This is a genomic window from Thermodesulfobacteriota bacterium, from assembly GCA_025062045.1.
Classification (GTDB): domain Bacteria; phylum Desulfobacterota; class Syntrophorhabdia; order Syntrophorhabdales; family JANXAF01; genus JANXAF01.
On record JANXAF010000005.1, the window covers coordinates 1 to 18,435 of the forward strand.

Below are 18,435 nucleotides of genomic sequence, written 5' to 3' on the forward strand. Positions count from 1 at the left end.
GTCTTTTAAATTCTTTGCCTTCTCGGCCAATTCCAAATGTTCTTTTCTATGCCAGAAAAGTCCTGGAAATCCGTACTGTTCCATGAGTTTCTCCTCTGTTGAAAAATGATATGCCGTATAGTGGATTAGCTCTCCCAAAATCTTTCCCATAATCTCCTTCGCTTTTCCTTCCTTCATGGCATCAAAGAGATCATTCACCAACTGAAATAGCTTCTTGTGCTGTTCGTCACAGATTTTGACATTGGTTTTGTTTTTATCTGTCCACTCGATGAATGGCATTTATACCTCCTTTTGCTAGAATTCTCGGTTATTATCGTCAAAAAACGAAAAGAGTTAAGGACTCGCTAGGGCTCCGTCCGTAGTTTGACTGGTATTTAGAAACGTGAACCGACATAAAACGTAGCTGCTTCTTTAAAAAAATGTGTAGATGACGCACTACATCGTCAAAGCCAACTTGATAGTGATGTAGGCGTACTGGCATCGCTTTCAATAGAATACCTTTTTTAGATTCGTCGTCTAAATGATAGGCCCTAGGAAAATAGAAGAATCAGAGCTTATTTTGAGATCTTTTTGTTCATAGTTGGACCGATTGTGACCCGAGTCCATGATAAAAACTTGATCGACAGGGAAAAAGTTGGCCATCACACCTAAAGTGCAGTCTTCTACAAACTAGCCTCAAAAGTGAGCCCAGCAGAACTATGGAAAATTTTGAAAAATAATTGAACGCAGTGAGATAATTCTAACGACAAAAATAAGCCAATTTTTTATAGTACCGCAAGGTCTTCCGCGGAAGGTTTTAAACCTCATCTGCTGTCGAGTTCGTCAAAAGGGTACCTCGCCTTCATCGAATCTGATTGATTTTTAGGCAGTGATGGAATTTTTAGGTTTTTTGGTTTCAAGCTCTTTAAAATTCCAATTTTTTCTCTGAATAAAAAAATGCCCAACTTTTGCTTAGTCTTTTTCACTTTTACAGGTGACAGACCAATTGGTTAGATTGTAAAAAATTCGGAAAAAACCCGCATTAGAGAACTAACGGACAGCAACTTAATAAGTCGAACCAAAACTTGACTAAAAGGAAACCGTGAAATGATCTCTCATCTTCAACGTACCACTGTGTTTCCAAAACGGGAATTATTGGTGAAGTCCCGACGCACGGCAGATATTTATTCAAACCCTAGTGACGTAGAAAAGAAAGCTGACATTGGTATTTGTCCTGAGTTTCCTGAAGGGTAAATGTATAGTAGAAAAAACCCTCGCGATTCGATTTGTCAATGTGGTTTTCTTTGTCTCTTTTACGTTCAGCTACAGTAGGCAGGACTTCAAACCAGGGCTTACTTTAATACTTTAATACTTTTTTTCAACCTTGTGGTCGAGGGAGCTCTGATATTCCTCTCATTGAAGGCGACCGGATGGGAGCTAGGATTGTTTCTGCCTTTCCCCGTATTTGTGATAAATAATCCAACCGTTTCTCGGACATCTTCTTCCAGAGCCGTTTTACTGTCATTCTCTTGGAGTGTCTAAGACCATTTCCAAACTGGCCATAGCTTTGGAAAGTGGAATATACCAATTTCTCCCTATCTCGACTAATTACATTTTTCTTTTCGCCGTCTTCGGATGTCTCTTGCAAGCTCTCGGTGGAACAGACTTCTTCATGGAGTGTGCTCGGCTCATTTCGCGGAAGCTCAGGGGTGGACCGGCGATGATGGCTGTTGTCAGTAGCGCTATGGTAGGGACGGTCACTGGAAGCGGAGCTGCAAATGTTCTGATCACCGGCACGTTTACAATACCGCTTATGAAGAAACACGGATACACACCTGAGCAGGCAGGCGCTATTGAGGCTGCCGCGGTAAGCGGCGGACAAATAATGCCACCTATCATGGGCATGGTGGCCTTCGGGATGGCGGGACTAACAGGAATCCCCTACACTTACATATGCATAATGGCAGTGATTCCGGCCCTTATTTACTTTTTTAACTGTGGCATGTACGTATACCTCCTCTCCGGCAAACTCCAGATTGGAAAAGCAGTTTCAGGTCCGGCTATTTCGAAGAAGAAGCTATTTTTGTCGTCACTCTGGTTTCTGGTACCCTTTACCGTGATAGTTGCGCTTCTTGCCGCAGGACGTACTGTCATGTTTGTTGCCTTTTGGGCGAATGTGTCTTTGATATTACTTGCTGTTCTTACTAAAAAGAGTCTTACAGCACTTTTTAAAGGACTGGTAGAGGGTGCCATAGCAGGTGCGGGCATTGCGTCATCCGTTGCGGCCGTTGGCATGATAGCAACAACTTTCACCACGAGCGGTCTAGGTGTAAAAATGGCGTCAGGAATTGAAGTTTGGTCAGGCGGTAGTCTTTTTTTCGCCCTTTTGATAATTTGGGCAGTATGCATAATTCTCGGCATGGTTGGACTTTCCCTTACCGCCTACATCATAGTTTCCCTTTTCGCTGTGCCTCCCTTGGTGAAAGTTGGGGTTCCTTTCGAGATAGCACATTTTTTTGTCATGTATGTTGCTGTTTTTGCCTTTTTAACCCCGCCCGTTGCCGTTGTGGCCTTGATCGCAGCTAGAGTAGCTCAAGCAAATTACATAAGAACCGCTATGGAAGCCGTAAAGACTGCTTTTGCTGCCTACATTTTGCCCTTTGCTTTTCCGTACTGTCGCCTTCTGCTGCTTAGGCCTGTGGATCTTAAAGCTGAGATCTTAGAAGTCCTTTCCCTAGTTGTTGGACTTTTCAGTCTTCAAGTGGCATTCGTTGGACATTTTATTCGAAAATGTGATTTACTTCAGCGTGCCTTTGCTTTGACGGCTTCTTCGCTTTTCTGCATGCTACTTTTTTTTGACAAATATATGTTGCTAATTCCTGCATTTGCCCTTTTGGGTATCAACCTATGGCTCAATCTCCGTGTATCGAACACGACTTAAAACATCCCGTGGGTGTTTCCAAAATCGAAAGCTTAGTCCCCTTAAGGAATGTCCTTCACCGACGTTTCTACCGATTTTTGGTACTTAATGGGATTCCTCTTTGATTTCTGCTCCATTCTGCGTTATTTTAGTGGTGCGGACAGGTTCTTCCTCCGCATTCCGCATCCAGGAAATGTTACTACCCGTTTCAGTACCATTCCGACAAAAATGCATCACCGTACCGCGACCGAAATCGGACAGCCTGTCAAAAGGGATACTGATGTGCAATTCGTATTCCCTGGTATTCTTTTTAGCTTGAGAACCTAGCACAATCATGTCTTTTTCAGGTTTCCTATCAGCCCTCACCGGATTCCTTATCGCACAAACCTTCTTCCCTTCCTTCCTGGGAGGCGCTGACATACAATTTCTGATTTCAGCAATCCAGCAAAATATAAGCTTCACTTTTCGGCTTTGATTTAGCAGATACAATCCTCAATCCAGCTTCCAAAAATATTCTCCCTAGCACCATTCGCGCACTTTATAAGCAATCGGCGGCTTGTCCCGACCGTAGTAAGTAAATTTATGTCTGACCACGGTATTCTCTCCGTACACTAGCCAGATAACAATTAAGTAAAATCCCTTCACTCCATCTACTCGATGCAGTTGAGTTTTACCCAAGATTCGAAAAAGGCAAATTTAGCCACCAGTATCTTAACGTTTCTGCTACTTGAACATCTTTCCCAAATGACTTTCCACAAGATTAGGTATTTACGGGACCTCTCTAAAGGGGGCCCGACGGTGCTTTTAAAAAACTCATCCTCGGGATATCTTCTTCCCAGAACTGGGCAGATTTTTCTGCACTTTTTAGCTTTTAACCGACCCCATTTCAGTATGGATTGGCCATGATGGTGTACATACAAGCGTGCTTATAACAGCGACTTTATAACGGTCTTTGAAGCATTTGTTCTTTTATGGACAAAAATCGATACAGCAACAACATATGGCTTTGGCACCTGTGGATATCGTAAAATGCCTTTATGAGCATCGGCCCAAACGGGCGCATCATCTGTTCCGTCCCAATTCCTTATACTTGATACTTAGTCTACCACCACTTTTTCTTTTTTGAGCGAAGCCGACGTCAAAGACGGCCGAGTAAAGATCATCAAGGCCGTTTTAGTCAATATAAAACAAGTCGGAGTAAGGACGGTTACCTGGGAAGGTGGATCGATAGGTATTGTGTCGAAGTAATCCTCTCAAGCCAGCGAATGGATGTGGCGGTACCGTGTCGAACGCCAGATTACGCGCTACAAATTGCGGTAAATTCCGCAACGGCATGTTCTAACCATTCCTCCGTCCCGGTCAAACCGACAACTAAGAAAAGGTTTGCCTCAAAGTAGTCTTATGTAACTGACAAGGCTTGGTATTCGATCACCGGCTATATCTTGTCAGCTAAGAGGTTATAAACAGTTACGCTCACGCATCTATTTCCGAGCCAGTTCTAGGCGATCCAAAAATGCGTTTTCGCTATCTTTTTAAAGTCCAACCGTTGCATATTCTAAGCATTTTGGGCATAGACACTGCATGACCGTATCGACGAAAGAAAATAAGAGACAATTTTTCCCTAAGATTGAGAAAAGTCCCCTCAAAGGAACAACTCGTAGCTCTGTGCGCGTAGGCCCAGTGTTTCGAAGGGACAACATCTTGCCCGGCCCGCACGAGGTCTATGGAATTTTTCTTCTAAAGCGACCCTCGTGTTAGCCTTTGGCCTTCTAGTCAGGTTATACCCACATTCATGGGGCTTTTGCCGTTTCTCCGCAACACATCCAGGTTCAACCTTCTTTCTGTTCTTTGCAAGCCATATTTTGGGGAAAAAAGGAATCTCGCTTCTGAGCAATACCTTGTACGGAAGTGTCACCAGCGAGATGTGACCTAAAAGCATAAAGCCAGTTAGCATTAGGCGAGGAAGTTTGGATCTGTTTATTCTTTTTCTTGTCCTCTTCCAAAACTTTCTTCAATTTGCAAAGGAAATGCAGCAAAGACCTAACCAAGTCATATGGTTCAGGTTTTATTAGTCGCATTCGGGATATCATAGTCCGGATAAAAAGCTAGAGGACAAGCCCGTTTAAGATTTCAAAACCCTTTAGGCTTAGAAAAGAGGCAAAAAGGACCTATCGACAAAACGGTCTGGCGGAGAGGGTGGGATTCGAACCCACGGTACGCGCCTTACGCGTACAGCCGATTTCGAGTCGGCCCCGTTATGGCCACTTCGGTACCTCTCCTGAGTTTAAAGAAAAGCTTTAGTATTTCTTCACACCTTTCTCTAAGTAAGCCGCCTTGGACTTCAACTTTGTGATTTAAGGGCAGACTATTTACATCTATCATCGAGCCAAAGGCACCTCTTTTTTTGTCGAAACACCCGAAAACAAGTCTTTTTATTCTTGATTCCACAATAGCACCGGCACACATGATGCAAGGCTCTTTTGTTACGTATAAAGTACAGCCTATTAGTCTGTAATTCCCTATTCTTTCCGTCGCCGAGGAAAGCGCAACAATTTCCGCGTGAGCATATGGTTTTGTGAGACTTATCGTCTGATTGTGACCTTTTCCGATAATCTGGCCGTCTTCTGACACAACTATAGCCCCAATTGGGACCTCTCCCGCTTGAAACGCTTCTTCAGCAAGTTTTACGCAAATCTCCATGTACGCTTTGTCATCCACAAAGAAAGTATACCTAGGTTCTAGCGCTAAATCAAATTATGTGACCGTAGGATCTCTATTAACTGTTTTGCGTTTTGAACGCTATACGCGTAAGCATCGTTATTAAAGTAAACGTAAACATCCTTAGAGCGGTTCGCATATTCTTTTATTTTTTCTGCATCTGCCATTATCTCTTCATCTGTGTAACATGTTGCGTAATTGCCACCATGACCATGTCTCCGGATATAAATGTAGTCTGCCGTCAATGGGACTTCTTCAAGAAACGGTGGCCAGTCGGCGCTGCAAAAACTGAAATTGTTTTCTTCGAGCAGGTTTCTTACATCGTCGTTTATCCAGGACGGATGCCTAAATTCAAAAGCTGCTCTCACGTTGAAGGAAGAGAGTAGTTTTATGAAAATTTCTAGCTTTTTTAAGTCAAGCGGAAATCCGGGAGGAAACTGCCAGAGTGTGATTTCGAGTTTTTCACCAAGGGCTGAGGCGTTATTGAAAAACGCCCGAAGTGGTTCCTCAATATCGGAGAGTCTTTTCATATGAGTGATGAGGCGGCTTCCTTTGACGGCAAAGGAAAAATCATTCGGAGTTTCTTTATACCATCTTTTGAACGTCGATTCTTTGGGAAGCCGATAAAAGGTGACATTCAGCTCGACTGTCTTAAAAACACCCGAGTAATACTCCAGCCATTTTCGCTGTGGCAAATCTTCAGGGTAGAATCTCTTTCTCCATCCGAAATAGTTAAAGCCGCTCGAACCGATTAGTATCTTAGGCATGAGCCCCCGATTTAATTTTTTCCAGTAAGCACAAACCTCAAAACTTTTCTTTCCACGTCTGCACTGACAACTTTGACCCTCACAATATCACCCAGAGTGAAGATTTTTTTCCTCCTTTTTCCCGCAAATACTGTGCCTTCTCTTTTGACCTCGTAGTGGTCGTCTACCATGTCAGAGAATAATACCACCCCTTCCACGAATACATCAAAGAGCTCGACGAAAAAACCGAAAGGAGCTATGTGCGTTATAATACCAGAATACTCCTCGCCCAAATTGTCCTTCATAAAGAGAATTCTTACCCTGTCTTCTATTTCCCGTTCTATTTCCATTATGATCCTTTCCCTTTCTGAAAGATAACTTGCCATACTGTCAAGTTCTTCGTACGTGTATGGACTCTTTTTACCGGAAATGACTGCCTCTAAGATCCTATGACAGACAAGGTCAGGATACCTTCTTATGGGTGATGTAAAGTGGAGGTAACTTACAAGACCTAACCCATAATGGCCTCTGTTTACGGCACTGTACTTCGCCTGCTTCATAGATCTAAGTAGCAGCCTATTTAGAATAAACTCGTAGAACTTGTTTTTCGCACTCTCCAAAATCGCTTGAAGCCGCTTTATACCATTTTTGTTCCGATGAAGAGGAATTCCAAAGGATTTACAAAACTTTTCAAAAACCCTCAGTTTTTCATGTTCCGGCTCCTCGTGTACTCTAAAGAGAACAGCAATTTTTTTTCTTTCGAGAAACTCTGCGACAGTTCTGTTTGCTAAAATCATGAATTCTTCTATTATCCTGTGTGAAAAGAGTCTCTTAGACCGTAAAATGTTTTTCACGGCACCTTTAAGATCGATTATGATTTCAGGTTCAGGAAGATCGAAATCAAGACTACCCCTTTCGGATCTTCTCTCTAACAAAACTTCAGTCAGTTCTTTCATCAATTCGAGATCTTTAAGTATGCCTTTGAGTCTTTTCCTCACTTGTTTGTCTTTCTCTATGATCGCAAGTTCCACTTCTTCATACGTGAGCCTTTTTACGCTTCTGATTACCGATTTCTCAAATCTTGTCCTTTTCACGTTACCTTTTTTATCGAGTTCCATTATCACTGAGAAGCAGAGTCTATTTTTTTTTGGTTTTAAACTGCATAGATCGTCTGATAAGGCGGCAGGCAGCATGGGAATGACTGAGTCAGGAAAGTACACGCTCATACCACGCATGTTTGCTTCTTTGTCCAGAGCCGACCCTTTTGGGACATAGCTTCCTACATCCGCTATTGATACGTAGAGCCTGTAATGTCCGTCAGTTTTTTCAACGTACACCGCGTCGTCGAAATCTTTGGCATTCTCACCGTCAATTGTGACGTGCCTTATGTGCGTAAGATCTATCCGATTCTTCGTGGATACTTTTCTTTCGAGAAGCTTTATCTCATCTTCTACGTTCTTTCCGAACCTTCTTGGAAGCCCATATTTGGCAATTACAAATTCTTTAATCTGATTGAGTGTTGAAATGGCGGGAAATACCTTTGTAATTTCACATCCCCGATCTAGTTTTCTTGCCACCGCCAAAGCTTCCTCTATGAGTTTTTCTTTACTTTTTAAGATGACATACGAAGCGTACGGCTTCGCATCCGACTCAAGTGTGTATGTACTTCCGACCTTTTTTATGAAACCTGTTATGGTCTCTCTCTTTTTTTCCTGGGGAGAAAAAGAGTGTTCGGTAAAGATTTTATTTGTCTTTTTCTCTGTTTTATGTCTCTTTAATTTCTTAGATCTACGCTTAATATTTCGAATCCTCGTGATCGATTTTTTCCTATCCGACGTATATAACATGAATCAGCCATCCTAGCCAAGCTTTCATTTGAGGGATCGCCACACGAGATCCAACCACGAGGATGGATCTTTAAAGTTCAAAATTTCGGAGATAACACGATCTTATGATCGTTTACGCCTTCACAAAAGATTATACTTCTTCAAAATCTCTGCAACTTTGCTATCTTCTTTGGCAAGCTCTTTGAGAGCTTCAAGGATGCTTTTTAGAGGACTTTCTCTTTCTAGATACTCTCTGGTTTCCCTTTTTGCTTCACGGAGCATGGTTCTTCTATCCCAAAGAGCCAAGGCTATTACAACTCCAACCAGAGCAGTGAATATCCCTGAGAGGAGGTACAGGAAGTTATTCAGTTGTTCGAATCTTTTGTCTACAGCATCTCTGAATTCTTTAATCGTAACATCGAGTCTTATGATCCTTTCTCTATCTTCCTGGGTGAAAGAAACTTCTTTTGCAAAAGAAAGTCCAAAGAGACTGAGTAATAAAGTTAGGATGATCAATTGCTCTTTTATCCTTTTTCTCATTAGAAAGCCTCCAGTTTAGCGTTCTTATCTCTTTTTAGCTTCCCATTTCACAAAAGATTATACTTCTTCAAGATCTCTGCAACTTTGCTATCTTCTTTGGCAAGTTCTTTGAGAGCTTCAAGGATGCTTTTTAGAGGGCTTTCTCTTTCTAAGTACTCTCTGGTTTCCCTTTTGGCTTCACGGAGCATGGTTCTTCTATCCCAAAGAGCCAAGGCTATTACGACTCCAACCAGAGCAGTGAATATCCCTGAGAGGAGGTACAGGAAGTTATTCAGTTGTTCGAATCTTTTGTCTACTTGTTCGAATCTTTTGTCTACTTGTTCGAATCTTTTGTCTACAGCATCTTTGAATTCTTTAATCGTAGCATCGAGTCTTATGAGTCTTTCCCTATCTTCTTGGGTGAAAGAAGCTTCTTTTGCAAAAGAAAGTCCAAAGAGACTGAGTAATAAAGTTAGGATGATCAATTGCTCTTTTATCCTTTTTCTCATTCCGAAACCTCCGATTTTTTCGCGGGTACGATGTATATACCACGTTGAATATTCCGAAAAAAGGCATGTTTTTAAAACTACGCAGCCCATCTTTCACCTTTATTTTTGCCCATTCGGTCCTAATATTCAAGGTGGAGGACTAAAAACTTTACTTTTTTCGGACTTTGGTGGTGTAATTTTTTTGTGATCGAGGCGGAAAACCTAACAAAAACTTACGGAAGGATATCTGCATTAAATGGGGTTTCTTTCAGAATCCGAAGCGGTGAAATTTATGGACTTTTGGGACCCAACGGCGCCGGAAAAACGACCATAATAAAAATCCTTACGACTGTCTCTAAACCGGATTACGGAAGAGCAACTATCTTCGGTTTTGACGTAGTCAAATCCCCAGAAAAGGTAAAAAGCCTCATCTCGTGTGTCCCACAAGAGAATAACCTCGACAGGGAACTTACCGTGTACGAGAACCTCTTGATATACGGTATGCTTCATAAGGTTAAAAATTTAAAAGCTAAGGTGGAAGAAGCATTAGAGCGGTTCGACCTCAAGGAGAGAAAAAATGATCACGTTTCCCAACTTTCGGGAGGTATGCAGAGAAGGCTTCTTTTGATTAGAGCTCTTATTTCTGACCCGAAGATTTTATTCCTTGACGAACCAACAACAGGACTTGATCCACAAATAAGAAGGCAGATATGGGATTTAATAAGAAGAGCCAAGTTGGAAGGAAGGACAGTTATTCTCACCACCCACTACATAGAAGAGGCAGACACTTTATGTGACAGGGTCGGAATTTTAAATAGAGGACGCCTAATTGCGGAAGGGAGTCCTTGGGAGCTAAAGCGTACCGTAGGAAATTTCGTATTAGAGAAACTCGACGGTGACGGTAGACTCATCCAACAAATTTTCAGGACTGAGGAAGAAGCTTACGCAAATGCGAAAAAGTTGGGTCCACCGTTTACTGTCAGACAGTCGAACCTTGAAGACGTCTTTATCAAACTCACTGGGGAGAGAATAGATTGAGCTGGTACCCCATATTCTTAAGGGAGATGATTATCTTTAGAAGGCGGCTTTTGCGTCTCGGATACATCTTTTCTACTCTCATAGTTCCCATTATCTATCTTTTTGCTTTCGGTCTTGGTATAGGAAGGAGTTTTAGAATCAGTGAATATGACTATTTAGGTTTTTTAATACCCGGGCTTTGCGCTCTAAGTTCCATGAATAACTCTTACACTTGGGTAGCAAATGGCATAAATTTTAATAGGCTCTATAGCAAGGGATTTCAAATGCTTATACAGTCACCAATAAGTCCCACATCCATCGTTCTGGGTCACGTTTTTTCAGGCGTTGTCAAAGGGCTCTTCGCCGCCTCTCTCATAATCGTTGTAGGCTATCTTACTGGTGGTATCCGTGGATTGAGTTGGTTATTCTGTTTTGCTCTCATCGTGAACTCTTTTATGTTTGCAAGCCTCGGCGTAATAGTCGGTATGATCACGAAATCCCACGAAGATACGGCGACTTACTCGAACTTTCTCATAATTCCGATGGGCTTTTTTTCAGGAACGTTTTTTCCTGTTGATAAAGTCCCCGCAATCTTTAAACCCGCATTATACGTTATGCCTCTCACCCACACAAACATACTTATCCGGAAAGACTGTTTGGATATTTCGGGACTTCTCTCTTTCGGTACGATTCTCCTTTACACCTTGTTTTTCTTCTTGGTGGCTGTAAAACTTGTGAGGGACTACTCTGAGTGAGTTCAAAAATATTTGATTTTCACACTCATATCTTTCCGGAAGAGATCATCAGAAAAAAAGAGATGATAATGGAAAGAGAACCTGCTTTTTCGCTCCTTTACGGCAAAAAAAATTCAAAGCTTGTAAGCCTTGAAGGCCTCACAAGCTACATGGATGAGGAAGGTATCTCAGTAGCCGCCATACTTTCTTTTCCATTTAAGGATAAAGGACTTTTAAACCTTTGCAACGACTACATAGTTTCGGTCTCAAAAGACAGGAGATTTTTACCGTTTATAATGCTCGATCTGAATGACGAGAAGTGGTCGCAAAACGAAGTAGAGAGATGTTTTTCTGCGGGTGCCGTAGGAATTGGGGAAGTTGCTTCTTACGACAGAGAGTTTGGAGTAAATGATTTTAAATTACTCGATTCCATCGCTCCTTTCTTAAGAGAAAAGAAAGCCATCTTGGTGCTCCACGTAAATGAACCCGTAGGGCATAATTATGCGGGAAAAACGTCCGTCAATTTCAACTCTCTTTACAAGTTCATTGAAAGAAACAGAGATCTTAAAATTATTTTGGCCCATATGGGAGGTGGAATCTGCTTCTACGAATTTATGCCAGAGGTAAAAGAACTCTTCCAGAATGTCTTTTACGATATGTCTGCTACTCCTTACCTTTACACCGACGAGGTATATTCCTTTATTGCCAACTATATTTCAGAGAAGGTTATTTTCGGATCAGACTTTCCTTTGCTTAGGTACTCACGGTATGTGGACGGTCTTCGTAAGATACGCGAAGAAAAACGGCAACTCGTTCTTTTTAAAAACGCCCAAAGACTTTTGGCGTCAGTTACCGAGTACAAGCTTTAGGACATTCTGGGCAGCGTTCATCTCCGCTTCTTTTTTTGTTCGTCCGAAACCTTTTGCTCTCAACTCGTTTCCTATTTTGCACGTTACTGAAAACCCACCCTTTTTTCTTTTGACACATCGGTATCTTGGGAGTACTCCGTATTGTTTCTGTGAATATTCCTGTAAGAGGTTTTTAGGGTTTTTTTGCTTCAATCTTTCTTCATCGAAATATGGCGAGAATAACCGCCTTATAACAGATCTTACCTTTCTTATCCCCCCATCTAAGTAAATGGCTCCGATAAGTGCCTCAACAATGTTAGATATGACCTTCGAATCGGAGGGAGATATAGTTTCCTCACATCTTATGAATCTTTCCAGGTTCAAATCTTTACCTATCTCAGTTAAGGTTTCTCTCCTCACAAGGTATGATCTCGCGTTACTCAAAAATCCTTCATCCCTTTCCTTAAACTTTTCGTAAAGCATAAATGTGATAACAGCATTTAGAACAGCATCCCCCAGAAATTCAAGCTTTTCATTTACTATCCTCTTTTCAAGATCTGACGAGTAAGAAGCGTGTGTCAGAGCCGCAAAGAGGAGCTCTTTACTTTTGAAAGAGTACTTTATCGTTTCTTCCAGCTCAGATATTCTGTCCATGCTGGACTTATATTTTAAATGCCTCCTCGATACCGGTGTACTTTTTTCGAAGCTTTGGCTTCTCTATTTTCCCAGTTGGGTTTCTCGGAACCTCACCAAAGAAGACTTTCCTCGGTCTTTTATATCTCGGAAGCGCTTCGCAGAATCTAAGGATTTCCTCCTCTGTCACCTCTTTGCCCGGCACCGGATCTATAACGACCGCAACTACTTCTCCCAATCTCTCATCCGGAATTCCTATCGCGGCTACATCTTTTACTGCAGGATGGGTGTGTAGAAAGTTCTCTATTTCAACCGGAAAAACGTTTTCCCCTCCTGTGATTATTATGTCCTTTTTTCTGTCCACAAGCCATATAAATCCATCTTCGTCCTGCCTTGCCATATCCCCTGTGAAAAGCCACCCGTTCCGGATGGTACTCGCTGTCGCCTCCGGATTTTTATAGTATTCCCTCATCACCCCGTCGCCCCTCACTATTAGTTCGCCAACTTCTCCTCTTTTTACATCGTTTCCATTTTCATCAACGATCCTTGCCTCCCAGTTAAAACCCGGTTTTCCTATGGAGCCTATCTTATGTAGGGCATCGGAACTCAAGTATATGCATCCTGGTCCTGTCGCTTCGCTCAAACCATAAACCGTGTTATACTCCATGTTTGGAAAATATCGCTTCCAATGCTGGATAAGAGCAGGAGGCACAGGCTGGGCCCCTATGTACATGAGTCTCCACTGATCCAACTTATAGTCGGATAGCTTTATCTCACCTTTATCGAGCTTAAGAAGGATATCTTGAGCCCAAGGTACAAGAAGAAAAAGTACGGTCCCACCTTCCTCGCTTATCGCCTCTAAAATCCATTCGGGCGCTACACCTTTAAGCAGAACGCCCCTACCCCCCACTATGAATGCGCCGAACCAATGCATCTTCGCACCTGTGTGGTAAAGGGGAGGAATAAGCACAAATACATCATTTTTTGTCATTCTCTGTCTTACGTTTTCAGTGATACAAGAGGAGACCATGTTCTTGTGAGTGAGAAGTATAGGTTTTGGCTTTCCCGTTGTTCCCGACGTGAAATAGAGACCGCAGGGATCGCTATAGGTGATTTCCGTTGCAAGAGGCGTATGAGACGCCTCGCTCATCAATTTTTCGTACAACTCCGCGAAGGGAGGAGCTGATTTTCCTACACAGATGTAGCTCTTCACAGTGGGCAATTTATCTAGAATCGCTTCTATTCGCGGGGTGAACTCTTCGTCGAAGACTATAACACTAGGTTCGGCGACATCACAGCAGTATTTTACGTCTTCTGCAGTAAAACGGAAGTTAAGCGGCGCAACCCATGCACCTGTTCTTATAATTCCAAAGTAGCATATGAGCCATTCGAGCGAATTCATCATAAAATGGACTACTCTATCACCCTTTTTCACCCCTTTTGAAACCAGAATGTTTGCAAATTTATTCGCTAGCCTGTCAAACTCAGACCAAGTTATCTGCCTACGTCTCTTTTCAGCCGGCACTCTTTCTACAAGGGCAACATCATCTGGGTACATCCTACCGTTTCTTGCGAGGATTTCGCCTATATGAATGTAAATATCAGGCATGACTTTATCCTCCAATTAGTTAAAGCAAAATTTCGAATCTGATTTTGATTTAGCACGCAAGAATATGACAAATCAAGAGAAAACAGACACTTTCCTCTATTTATTGACAGATTACACTTTTGGTTATACGATAAATCCTTGATGGAATTTCTAGGAGCATTTTTTGACTTCGTTTTGCACATAGATAAACATCTCGGCTCCCTAATAGCCCAATACGGGTCCTGGATTTATCTTTTACTCTTCTTAATTGTCTTTTTGGAGACAGGCTTTGTAGTTACCCCTTTCTTGCCAGGAGACTCGTTGCTTTTTGCTTGCGGAACATTCTGTGCGTTGGGTGCCCTGGATATGGAAAAGGTTATAATCCTTCTATCTTTGGCTGCCATAATTGGTGACACGGTAAACTATTGGGCTGGTGCACTCCTTGGGCCAAGAGTTTTTAGACGAGAAGATGTGCGATTTTTAAACAAAAAACATCTCGAAAGAACCCAAAGATTTTACGAAAAGTACGGTGGAAAGACGATTGTTATCGCCCGCTTTGTTCCAATTGTTCGCACTTTTGCTCCGTTTGTTGCTGGAATCGGAAAAATGAACTACCCGAAGTTCCTCTTCTACAATGTGACGGGAGGAGTTGCTTGGGTTGTAATTTGCACCTACCTTGGTTACTATTTCGGAAACATACCCATTGTCAAATCCAATTTTTCGCTTGTCATCCTAGCAATCATCATTATCTCTCTTCTTCCGGCAATCGTCGAGTACGTAAAGATCAGGTTTTTGGCAAAGGCAAAGGAAGCTCATTTTTAGTTTTCAACATTCTTTGTTAATATGTTGTGGAAAAGAGATGGTATAAAGCTTGTAACTTATTAAAATCGCAAAGGATTCCAAAAGGGGTACTTTATGCTCGACCCTAATGCACTTATCATTTTAGAAAGACGGTACCTCCTAAGGGACAAGGACGGAAAAGTAAAAGAGACTCCGGAAGACATGTTTTATAGGGTCGCATCCCATGTAGCGTTAGCGGAAAAAGATTATGGTAAAACTGATGCCCAACTGATTGAGGAAAAATTCTTTCTCGCTATGAGAAACCTCGAATTTTTGCCGAACTCGCCTTGTCTTATGAATGCTGGAAAGGAACTCGGTCAGCTTGCTGCCTGTTTCGTTATTCCCGTGGAGGATTCTTTGGATTCGATTTTTGAGGCCGTGAAGCTCACGGCGAAGATTCACCAAAGTGGCGGTGGGACAGGATTTTCTTTTTCCAAATTGAGACCGAAGGGGGATATCGTTCAGACTACAATGGGTGTTGCGAGTGGCCCAGTTTCTTTTATGAAAGTTTTCAATATGACAACGGAGGTGATAAAACAGGGTGGAACACGCAGAGGTGCCAATATGGGTGTGCTTAGGATCGATCATCCCGATGTGGAGGAGTTTATAACGGTAAAAAGAGATCCCAATGAACTCACCAATTTTAATTTGTCAGTTGCGATAACGGACGATTTCATGGCCAGTTATTTTAATGACGGAGAGTTTGAACTTGTAAATCCTAGAGATAAAAAGGTCGTAAAAAAAGTGAAAGCGAAAGAACTCATGAGGCTTCTTTCTGAATCGGCCTATATGTGTGGTGAACCGGGTTGTCTTTTTATTGACACCATAAATAGGGAGAATCCTTTGCCTCATCTGGGAGATATCGAAGCTACAAACCCATGTTCGGAGCAACCGCTTCTTCCTTACGAGTCCTGCTGTCTGGGTTCGATCAATCTCTGTCGCTTCGTGGATGATGAGGGAAGGATAAATTGGGAGAAGCTCAAAAATACTGTCCATCTTGCTTGTAGATTTTTGGATGATGTTATAGATGTGAATAGATATCCCCATCCCGAAATAGAACGGATGACAAAGATGAATAGGAAAATCGGGCTTGGGGTTATGGGTTTTGCCCACATGCTTATAAAAATGGGCATCCCCTATGACAGTGAAAGGGCAGAAAGAGTGGCAGAAGAAGTGATGTCCTTCATCCAGAAGGAGTCAAAGAAGGCCTCGGCTATCCTTGCAGAAGAAAGGGGTACATTTCCAAGTTACAGAGGGAGTAAGTGGGAAAGACTTGGGCTTCCCCAAAGAAACGGAACTACTACCACTGTGGCACCTACTGGAACATTAAGCCTTATTGCTGGAACTTCGAGTGGTATAGAACCTATATTCGATTTAGTCTATTCGAGAATCATCCTCGGAGACATAAAGGTTGAGATTGAGGATCCGCTTTATAGAGAGTTTCGGGAGAAAAAAGAACCAAAGGATAAGATTATTAGACTCTTCCGTACAGCTTATAACATAAGTCCTGAATGGCATTTGAGAATACAGTTAGCCTTCCAAAAGCACATAGACAATGGGGTAAGTAAAACTGTTAATCTACCTGAGGATACAAGCGTTGAGGATGTTGAGAAGATCTTCGTCTCGGCATACAAATTAGGGCTTAAGGGCATTACGGTTTTTAGAAACAGAAGCAGAAAATATCAGGTTCTTTCCTGCAGTGGCCAGACCCTATGCTAAAGCAAGCGATTTTAAGTAAAGAGAGATCAAGTCTTCCCGTTTTGCAAGTTTTAACGCTTCAACTACTGCCTCTCTATTCTTTTCATTGTAGTATTGAAGAAGCGCTCTTCTTAGCTTTCTCTCTCTAAATCGCCAAGGAACATAAAGTTCCTCATAAGTAAAGGGATGGATTCCAGTGTAGTACATGGCCGTCGAATTTGTGAGAGGAGTAGGTAAAAAATCCTGTATTTGTCTCGGATGTATTCGATTCCTGAAAAGATAAAGGAAGAGCTCGATCTCGTCTGTAAGTTCCGCCCCCGGATGGGATCCGATAAAGTAGTTGACCAAATAGACGTCCACTTTAGTCTTCTTTTTCAGCCTGTTGAAAGTATCAACGAACCTTTCATAAACCTCAAAAAATGGTTTGTTCATTAGCCTTAAAACTTTGTCAGATCTGTGTTCTGGCGCTACTTTCAGCTGACCACTTATGTGCCTTTTTAGAAGAGCTTCGAGATAGATTTTTCCTTCATCATCAGTTATAACGTCGTATCTTAGCCCGCTTTCGATAAATACATGTTTGATCCGTGGTATATTGAGGATGTCATTTAGTAAGTTTATTTGGCAAGAAAAGTCTATCTTTAAATTTTCGCACTTTTTTGGAATGAGACAACTCCTCTTCGAGCAAAATCCGGCAGTTTTCCACATCTTGCAGCTCGCTCCGTAGAAGTTGGCAGTAGGTCCACCAACATCTGTTATAGTTCCTTTAAAATCTTCCATACTGGCGATTCTCTTTGCCTCCTTTAATATCGAGAGGCTGCTTCGGGAACTTACAATCCGACCTTGGTGAACGAACAGGGCGCAGAAATTACATTCTCCAGGACATCCTCTGTGAGAGACAATAGAAAATTTCACGGTTTCGTAAGCAGGTACTCCGCCTTCACTATCGTATGCTGGATGCCATCTTCTCGCAAATGGAAGTTCGTAAATCCTGTCCAGTTCCTCGGTTGTATACGGCATCTGTGGCGGGTAGACGACAAGGAACCTATTACCGTGGGCCTGAATGAGTGTCTTTGCCTTAAACGGATTCTGGTTCCTGTAAATTATTCTTTGGGCCTCGTTGAATTTCTCCTTATCATCTCTAACCTCCTCAAAGGATGGAAGCTCTATGGCGTCTTTTAGGTCTTGGTCGGAGGATTTAAGGGATGCGAATAAGTCTCTTTTCATAACTACGGCTGTTCCCCGTATACCGAAAAGAGGTTTACCGCTTATTAACCTTTCGGCTATAGCAAGTATTTGCCTCTCACCCATACCGTAGACTAAAATGTCAGCCCGGGAATCGAAAAGAATCGATCTCCGTACCGTATTGTCCCAAAAATCGTAGTGGGCGAATCTTCTTAAGCTCGCTTCGATACCTCCGATCACTATCGGAACATCCGGAAAAGCCTCTTTTATCCTCATTGAATAGACGATGATTGCTCTGTCCGGTCTTAGGCCAGGTTTCCCGCCTGGTGAATAGTCATCCCTTTCTCTCTTCTTCTTGTTATGGGTATAATTTGCAACCATCGAGTCAACGTTTCCTGAAGTAACACCAAAGAAGAGTTTCGGTCTCCCAAACCTTTTAAAGTCTTTCGTATCCTTCCAGTCAGGTTGGGCAATTATGGCTACCCTGAGACCAGTACTTTCAAGTAGCCTGCCAATTAATGCCGCCCCGAATGTTGGATGGTCCACGTACGCGTCTCCAGTTACTATGACTACATCTAGAGAATCCCATTTTCTCTTTTTTACTTCGGCTTTTGTTAGTGGTAAAAACTCCATTTTTCTAAAGAAAAATTTTGACAAGAGCTCGAACAATCAATTATTAACATTAAAACTATCACATAT

At 42.2% G+C, this 18,435-nt stretch carries 16 protein-coding genes, 1 tRNA gene and 1 pseudogene; 6 read left to right on the top strand and 12 right to left on the bottom strand.

Annotated features, from left to right (window positions below):
• A partial coding sequence (locus NZ583_04715; GenBank protein MCS7280915.1) for a bacteriohemerythrin occupies positions 1 to 279 on the bottom strand: 279 nt, incomplete at its 3' end.
• 1,177 nt (positions 280 to 1,456) lie between these two features.
• On the opposite strand from NZ583_04715, the gene NZ583_04720 reads away from it, so the two are divergent.
• Positions 1,457 to 2,920 (top strand): TRAP transporter fused permease subunit, encoded by a 1,464-nt coding sequence (locus NZ583_04720; protein ID MCS7280916.1) that lies wholly within the window; start codon positions 1,457 to 1,459, stop codon positions 2,918 to 2,920.
• Positions 2,921 to 3,004: 84 nt separating this feature from the next.
• Here the strand turns inward: NZ583_04720 and NZ583_04725 are convergent, their stop codons facing one another.
• The 8 genes and pseudogenes from NZ583_04725 to NZ583_04760 form a co-directional block, all read right to left on the bottom strand.
• Positions 3,005 to 3,361 (bottom strand): hypothetical protein, encoded by a 357-nt coding sequence (locus tag NZ583_04725; GenBank protein MCS7280917.1) that lies wholly within the window; start codon positions 3,359 to 3,361, stop codon positions 3,005 to 3,007.
• Between the two features lie 1,180 nt (positions 3,362 to 4,541).
• Complete coding sequence (locus NZ583_04730; GenBank protein ID MCS7280918.1) at positions 4,542 to 4,853, bottom strand: hypothetical protein; 312 nt, start codon at positions 4,851 to 4,853, stop codon at positions 4,542 to 4,544.
• Between the two features lie 231 nt (positions 4,854 to 5,084).
• Positions 5,085 to 5,178 (bottom strand) — tRNA-Ser (locus NZ583_04735).
• A pseudogene (gene tadA, locus NZ583_04740) lies at positions 5,174 to 5,617 on the bottom strand (tRNA adenosine(34) deaminase TadA). Before tadA ends, NZ583_04735 begins: the two are co-directional and overlap by 5 nt.
• Positions 5,618 to 5,643: 26 nt before the next feature.
• On the bottom strand, positions 5,644 to 6,384 hold the full coding sequence (locus NZ583_04745) for a DUF72 domain-containing protein (GenBank protein ID MCS7280919.1): 741 nt from the start codon (positions 6,382 to 6,384) through the stop codon (positions 5,644 to 5,646).
• Positions 6,385 to 6,395: 11 nt separating this feature from the next.
• Entirely contained in the window at positions 6,396 to 8,210 is a 1,815-nt protein-coding gene (locus NZ583_04750) for a VacB/RNase II family 3'-5' exoribonuclease (GenBank protein ID MCS7280920.1), read from the bottom strand.
• A 120-nt stretch (positions 8,211 to 8,330) separates the two neighbouring features.
• The gene (locus NZ583_04755) at positions 8,331 to 8,729 is read right to left on the bottom strand and encodes a hypothetical protein (GenBank protein MCS7280921.1); all 399 of its coding nucleotides are present in this window, start codon (positions 8,727 to 8,729) and stop codon (positions 8,331 to 8,333) included.
• Between the two features lie 47 nt (positions 8,730 to 8,776).
• A complete protein-coding gene (locus tag NZ583_04760) occupies positions 8,777 to 9,217 on the bottom strand; it encodes a hypothetical protein (GenBank protein ID MCS7280922.1) in 441 nt (146 codons plus the stop codon).
• Between the two features lie 183 nt (positions 9,218 to 9,400).
• On the opposite strand from NZ583_04760, the gene NZ583_04765 reads away from it, so the two are divergent.
• The 3 genes from NZ583_04765 to NZ583_04775 are packed head-to-tail and all read left to right on the top strand — an operon-like array spanning position 9,401 to position 11,816.
• Complete coding sequence (locus NZ583_04765) at positions 9,401 to 10,234, top strand: ABC transporter ATP-binding protein (GenBank protein ID MCS7280923.1); 834 nt, start codon at positions 9,401 to 9,403, stop codon at positions 10,232 to 10,234.
• On the top strand, positions 10,231 to 10,968 hold the full coding sequence (locus tag NZ583_04770) for an ABC transporter permease (protein ID MCS7280924.1): 738 nt from the start codon (positions 10,231 to 10,233) through the stop codon (positions 10,966 to 10,968). Before NZ583_04765 ends, NZ583_04770 begins: the two co-directional genes overlap by 4 nt.
• A complete protein-coding gene (locus tag NZ583_04775) occupies positions 10,965 to 11,816 on the top strand; it encodes an amidohydrolase family protein (GenBank protein ID MCS7280925.1) in 852 nt (283 codons plus the stop codon). The genes NZ583_04770 and NZ583_04775 overlap by 4 nt, the downstream gene beginning before the upstream one ends.
• Here the strand turns inward: NZ583_04775 and rnc are convergent.
• Both rnc and NZ583_04785 read right to left on the bottom strand, forming a co-directional pair.
• Positions 11,793 to 12,449 carry a ribonuclease III gene (rnc, locus tag NZ583_04780; GenBank protein ID MCS7280926.1) on the bottom strand — a complete coding sequence of 219 codons (657 nt, stop codon included), beginning with the start codon at positions 12,447 to 12,449 and terminating at the stop codon, positions 11,793 to 11,795. The two genes, NZ583_04775 and rnc, sit on opposite strands and share 24 nt — an antisense overlap.
• A gap of 7 nt (positions 12,450 to 12,456) precedes the next feature.
• On the bottom strand, positions 12,457 to 14,037 hold the full coding sequence (locus NZ583_04785; protein ID MCS7280927.1) for an AMP-binding protein: 1,581 nt from the start codon (positions 14,035 to 14,037) through the stop codon (positions 12,457 to 12,459).
• Positions 14,038 to 14,178: 141 nt separating this feature from the next.
• Here NZ583_04785 and NZ583_04790 point away from each other — a divergent pair, with 141 nt between their 5' ends.
• The gene (locus NZ583_04790) at positions 14,179 to 14,838 is read left to right on the top strand and encodes a DedA family protein (GenBank protein MCS7280928.1); all 660 of its coding nucleotides are present in this window, start codon (positions 14,179 to 14,181) and stop codon (positions 14,836 to 14,838) included.
• Between the two features lie 93 nt (positions 14,839 to 14,931).
• Entirely contained in the window at positions 14,932 to 16,575 is a 1,644-nt protein-coding gene (locus NZ583_04795; protein ID MCS7280929.1) for an adenosylcobalamin-dependent ribonucleoside-diphosphate reductase, read from the top strand.
• On the opposite strand, the gene NZ583_04800 is transcribed toward NZ583_04795, so the two are convergent.
• Positions 16,567 to 18,369: a YgiQ family radical SAM protein gene (locus NZ583_04800; protein MCS7280930.1), complete on the bottom strand. Its 1,803-nt coding sequence runs from the start codon at positions 18,367 to 18,369 to the stop codon at positions 16,567 to 16,569. The genes NZ583_04795 and NZ583_04800 overlap by 9 nt on opposite strands.
• Positions 18,370 to 18,435 lie beyond the last annotated feature (66 nt).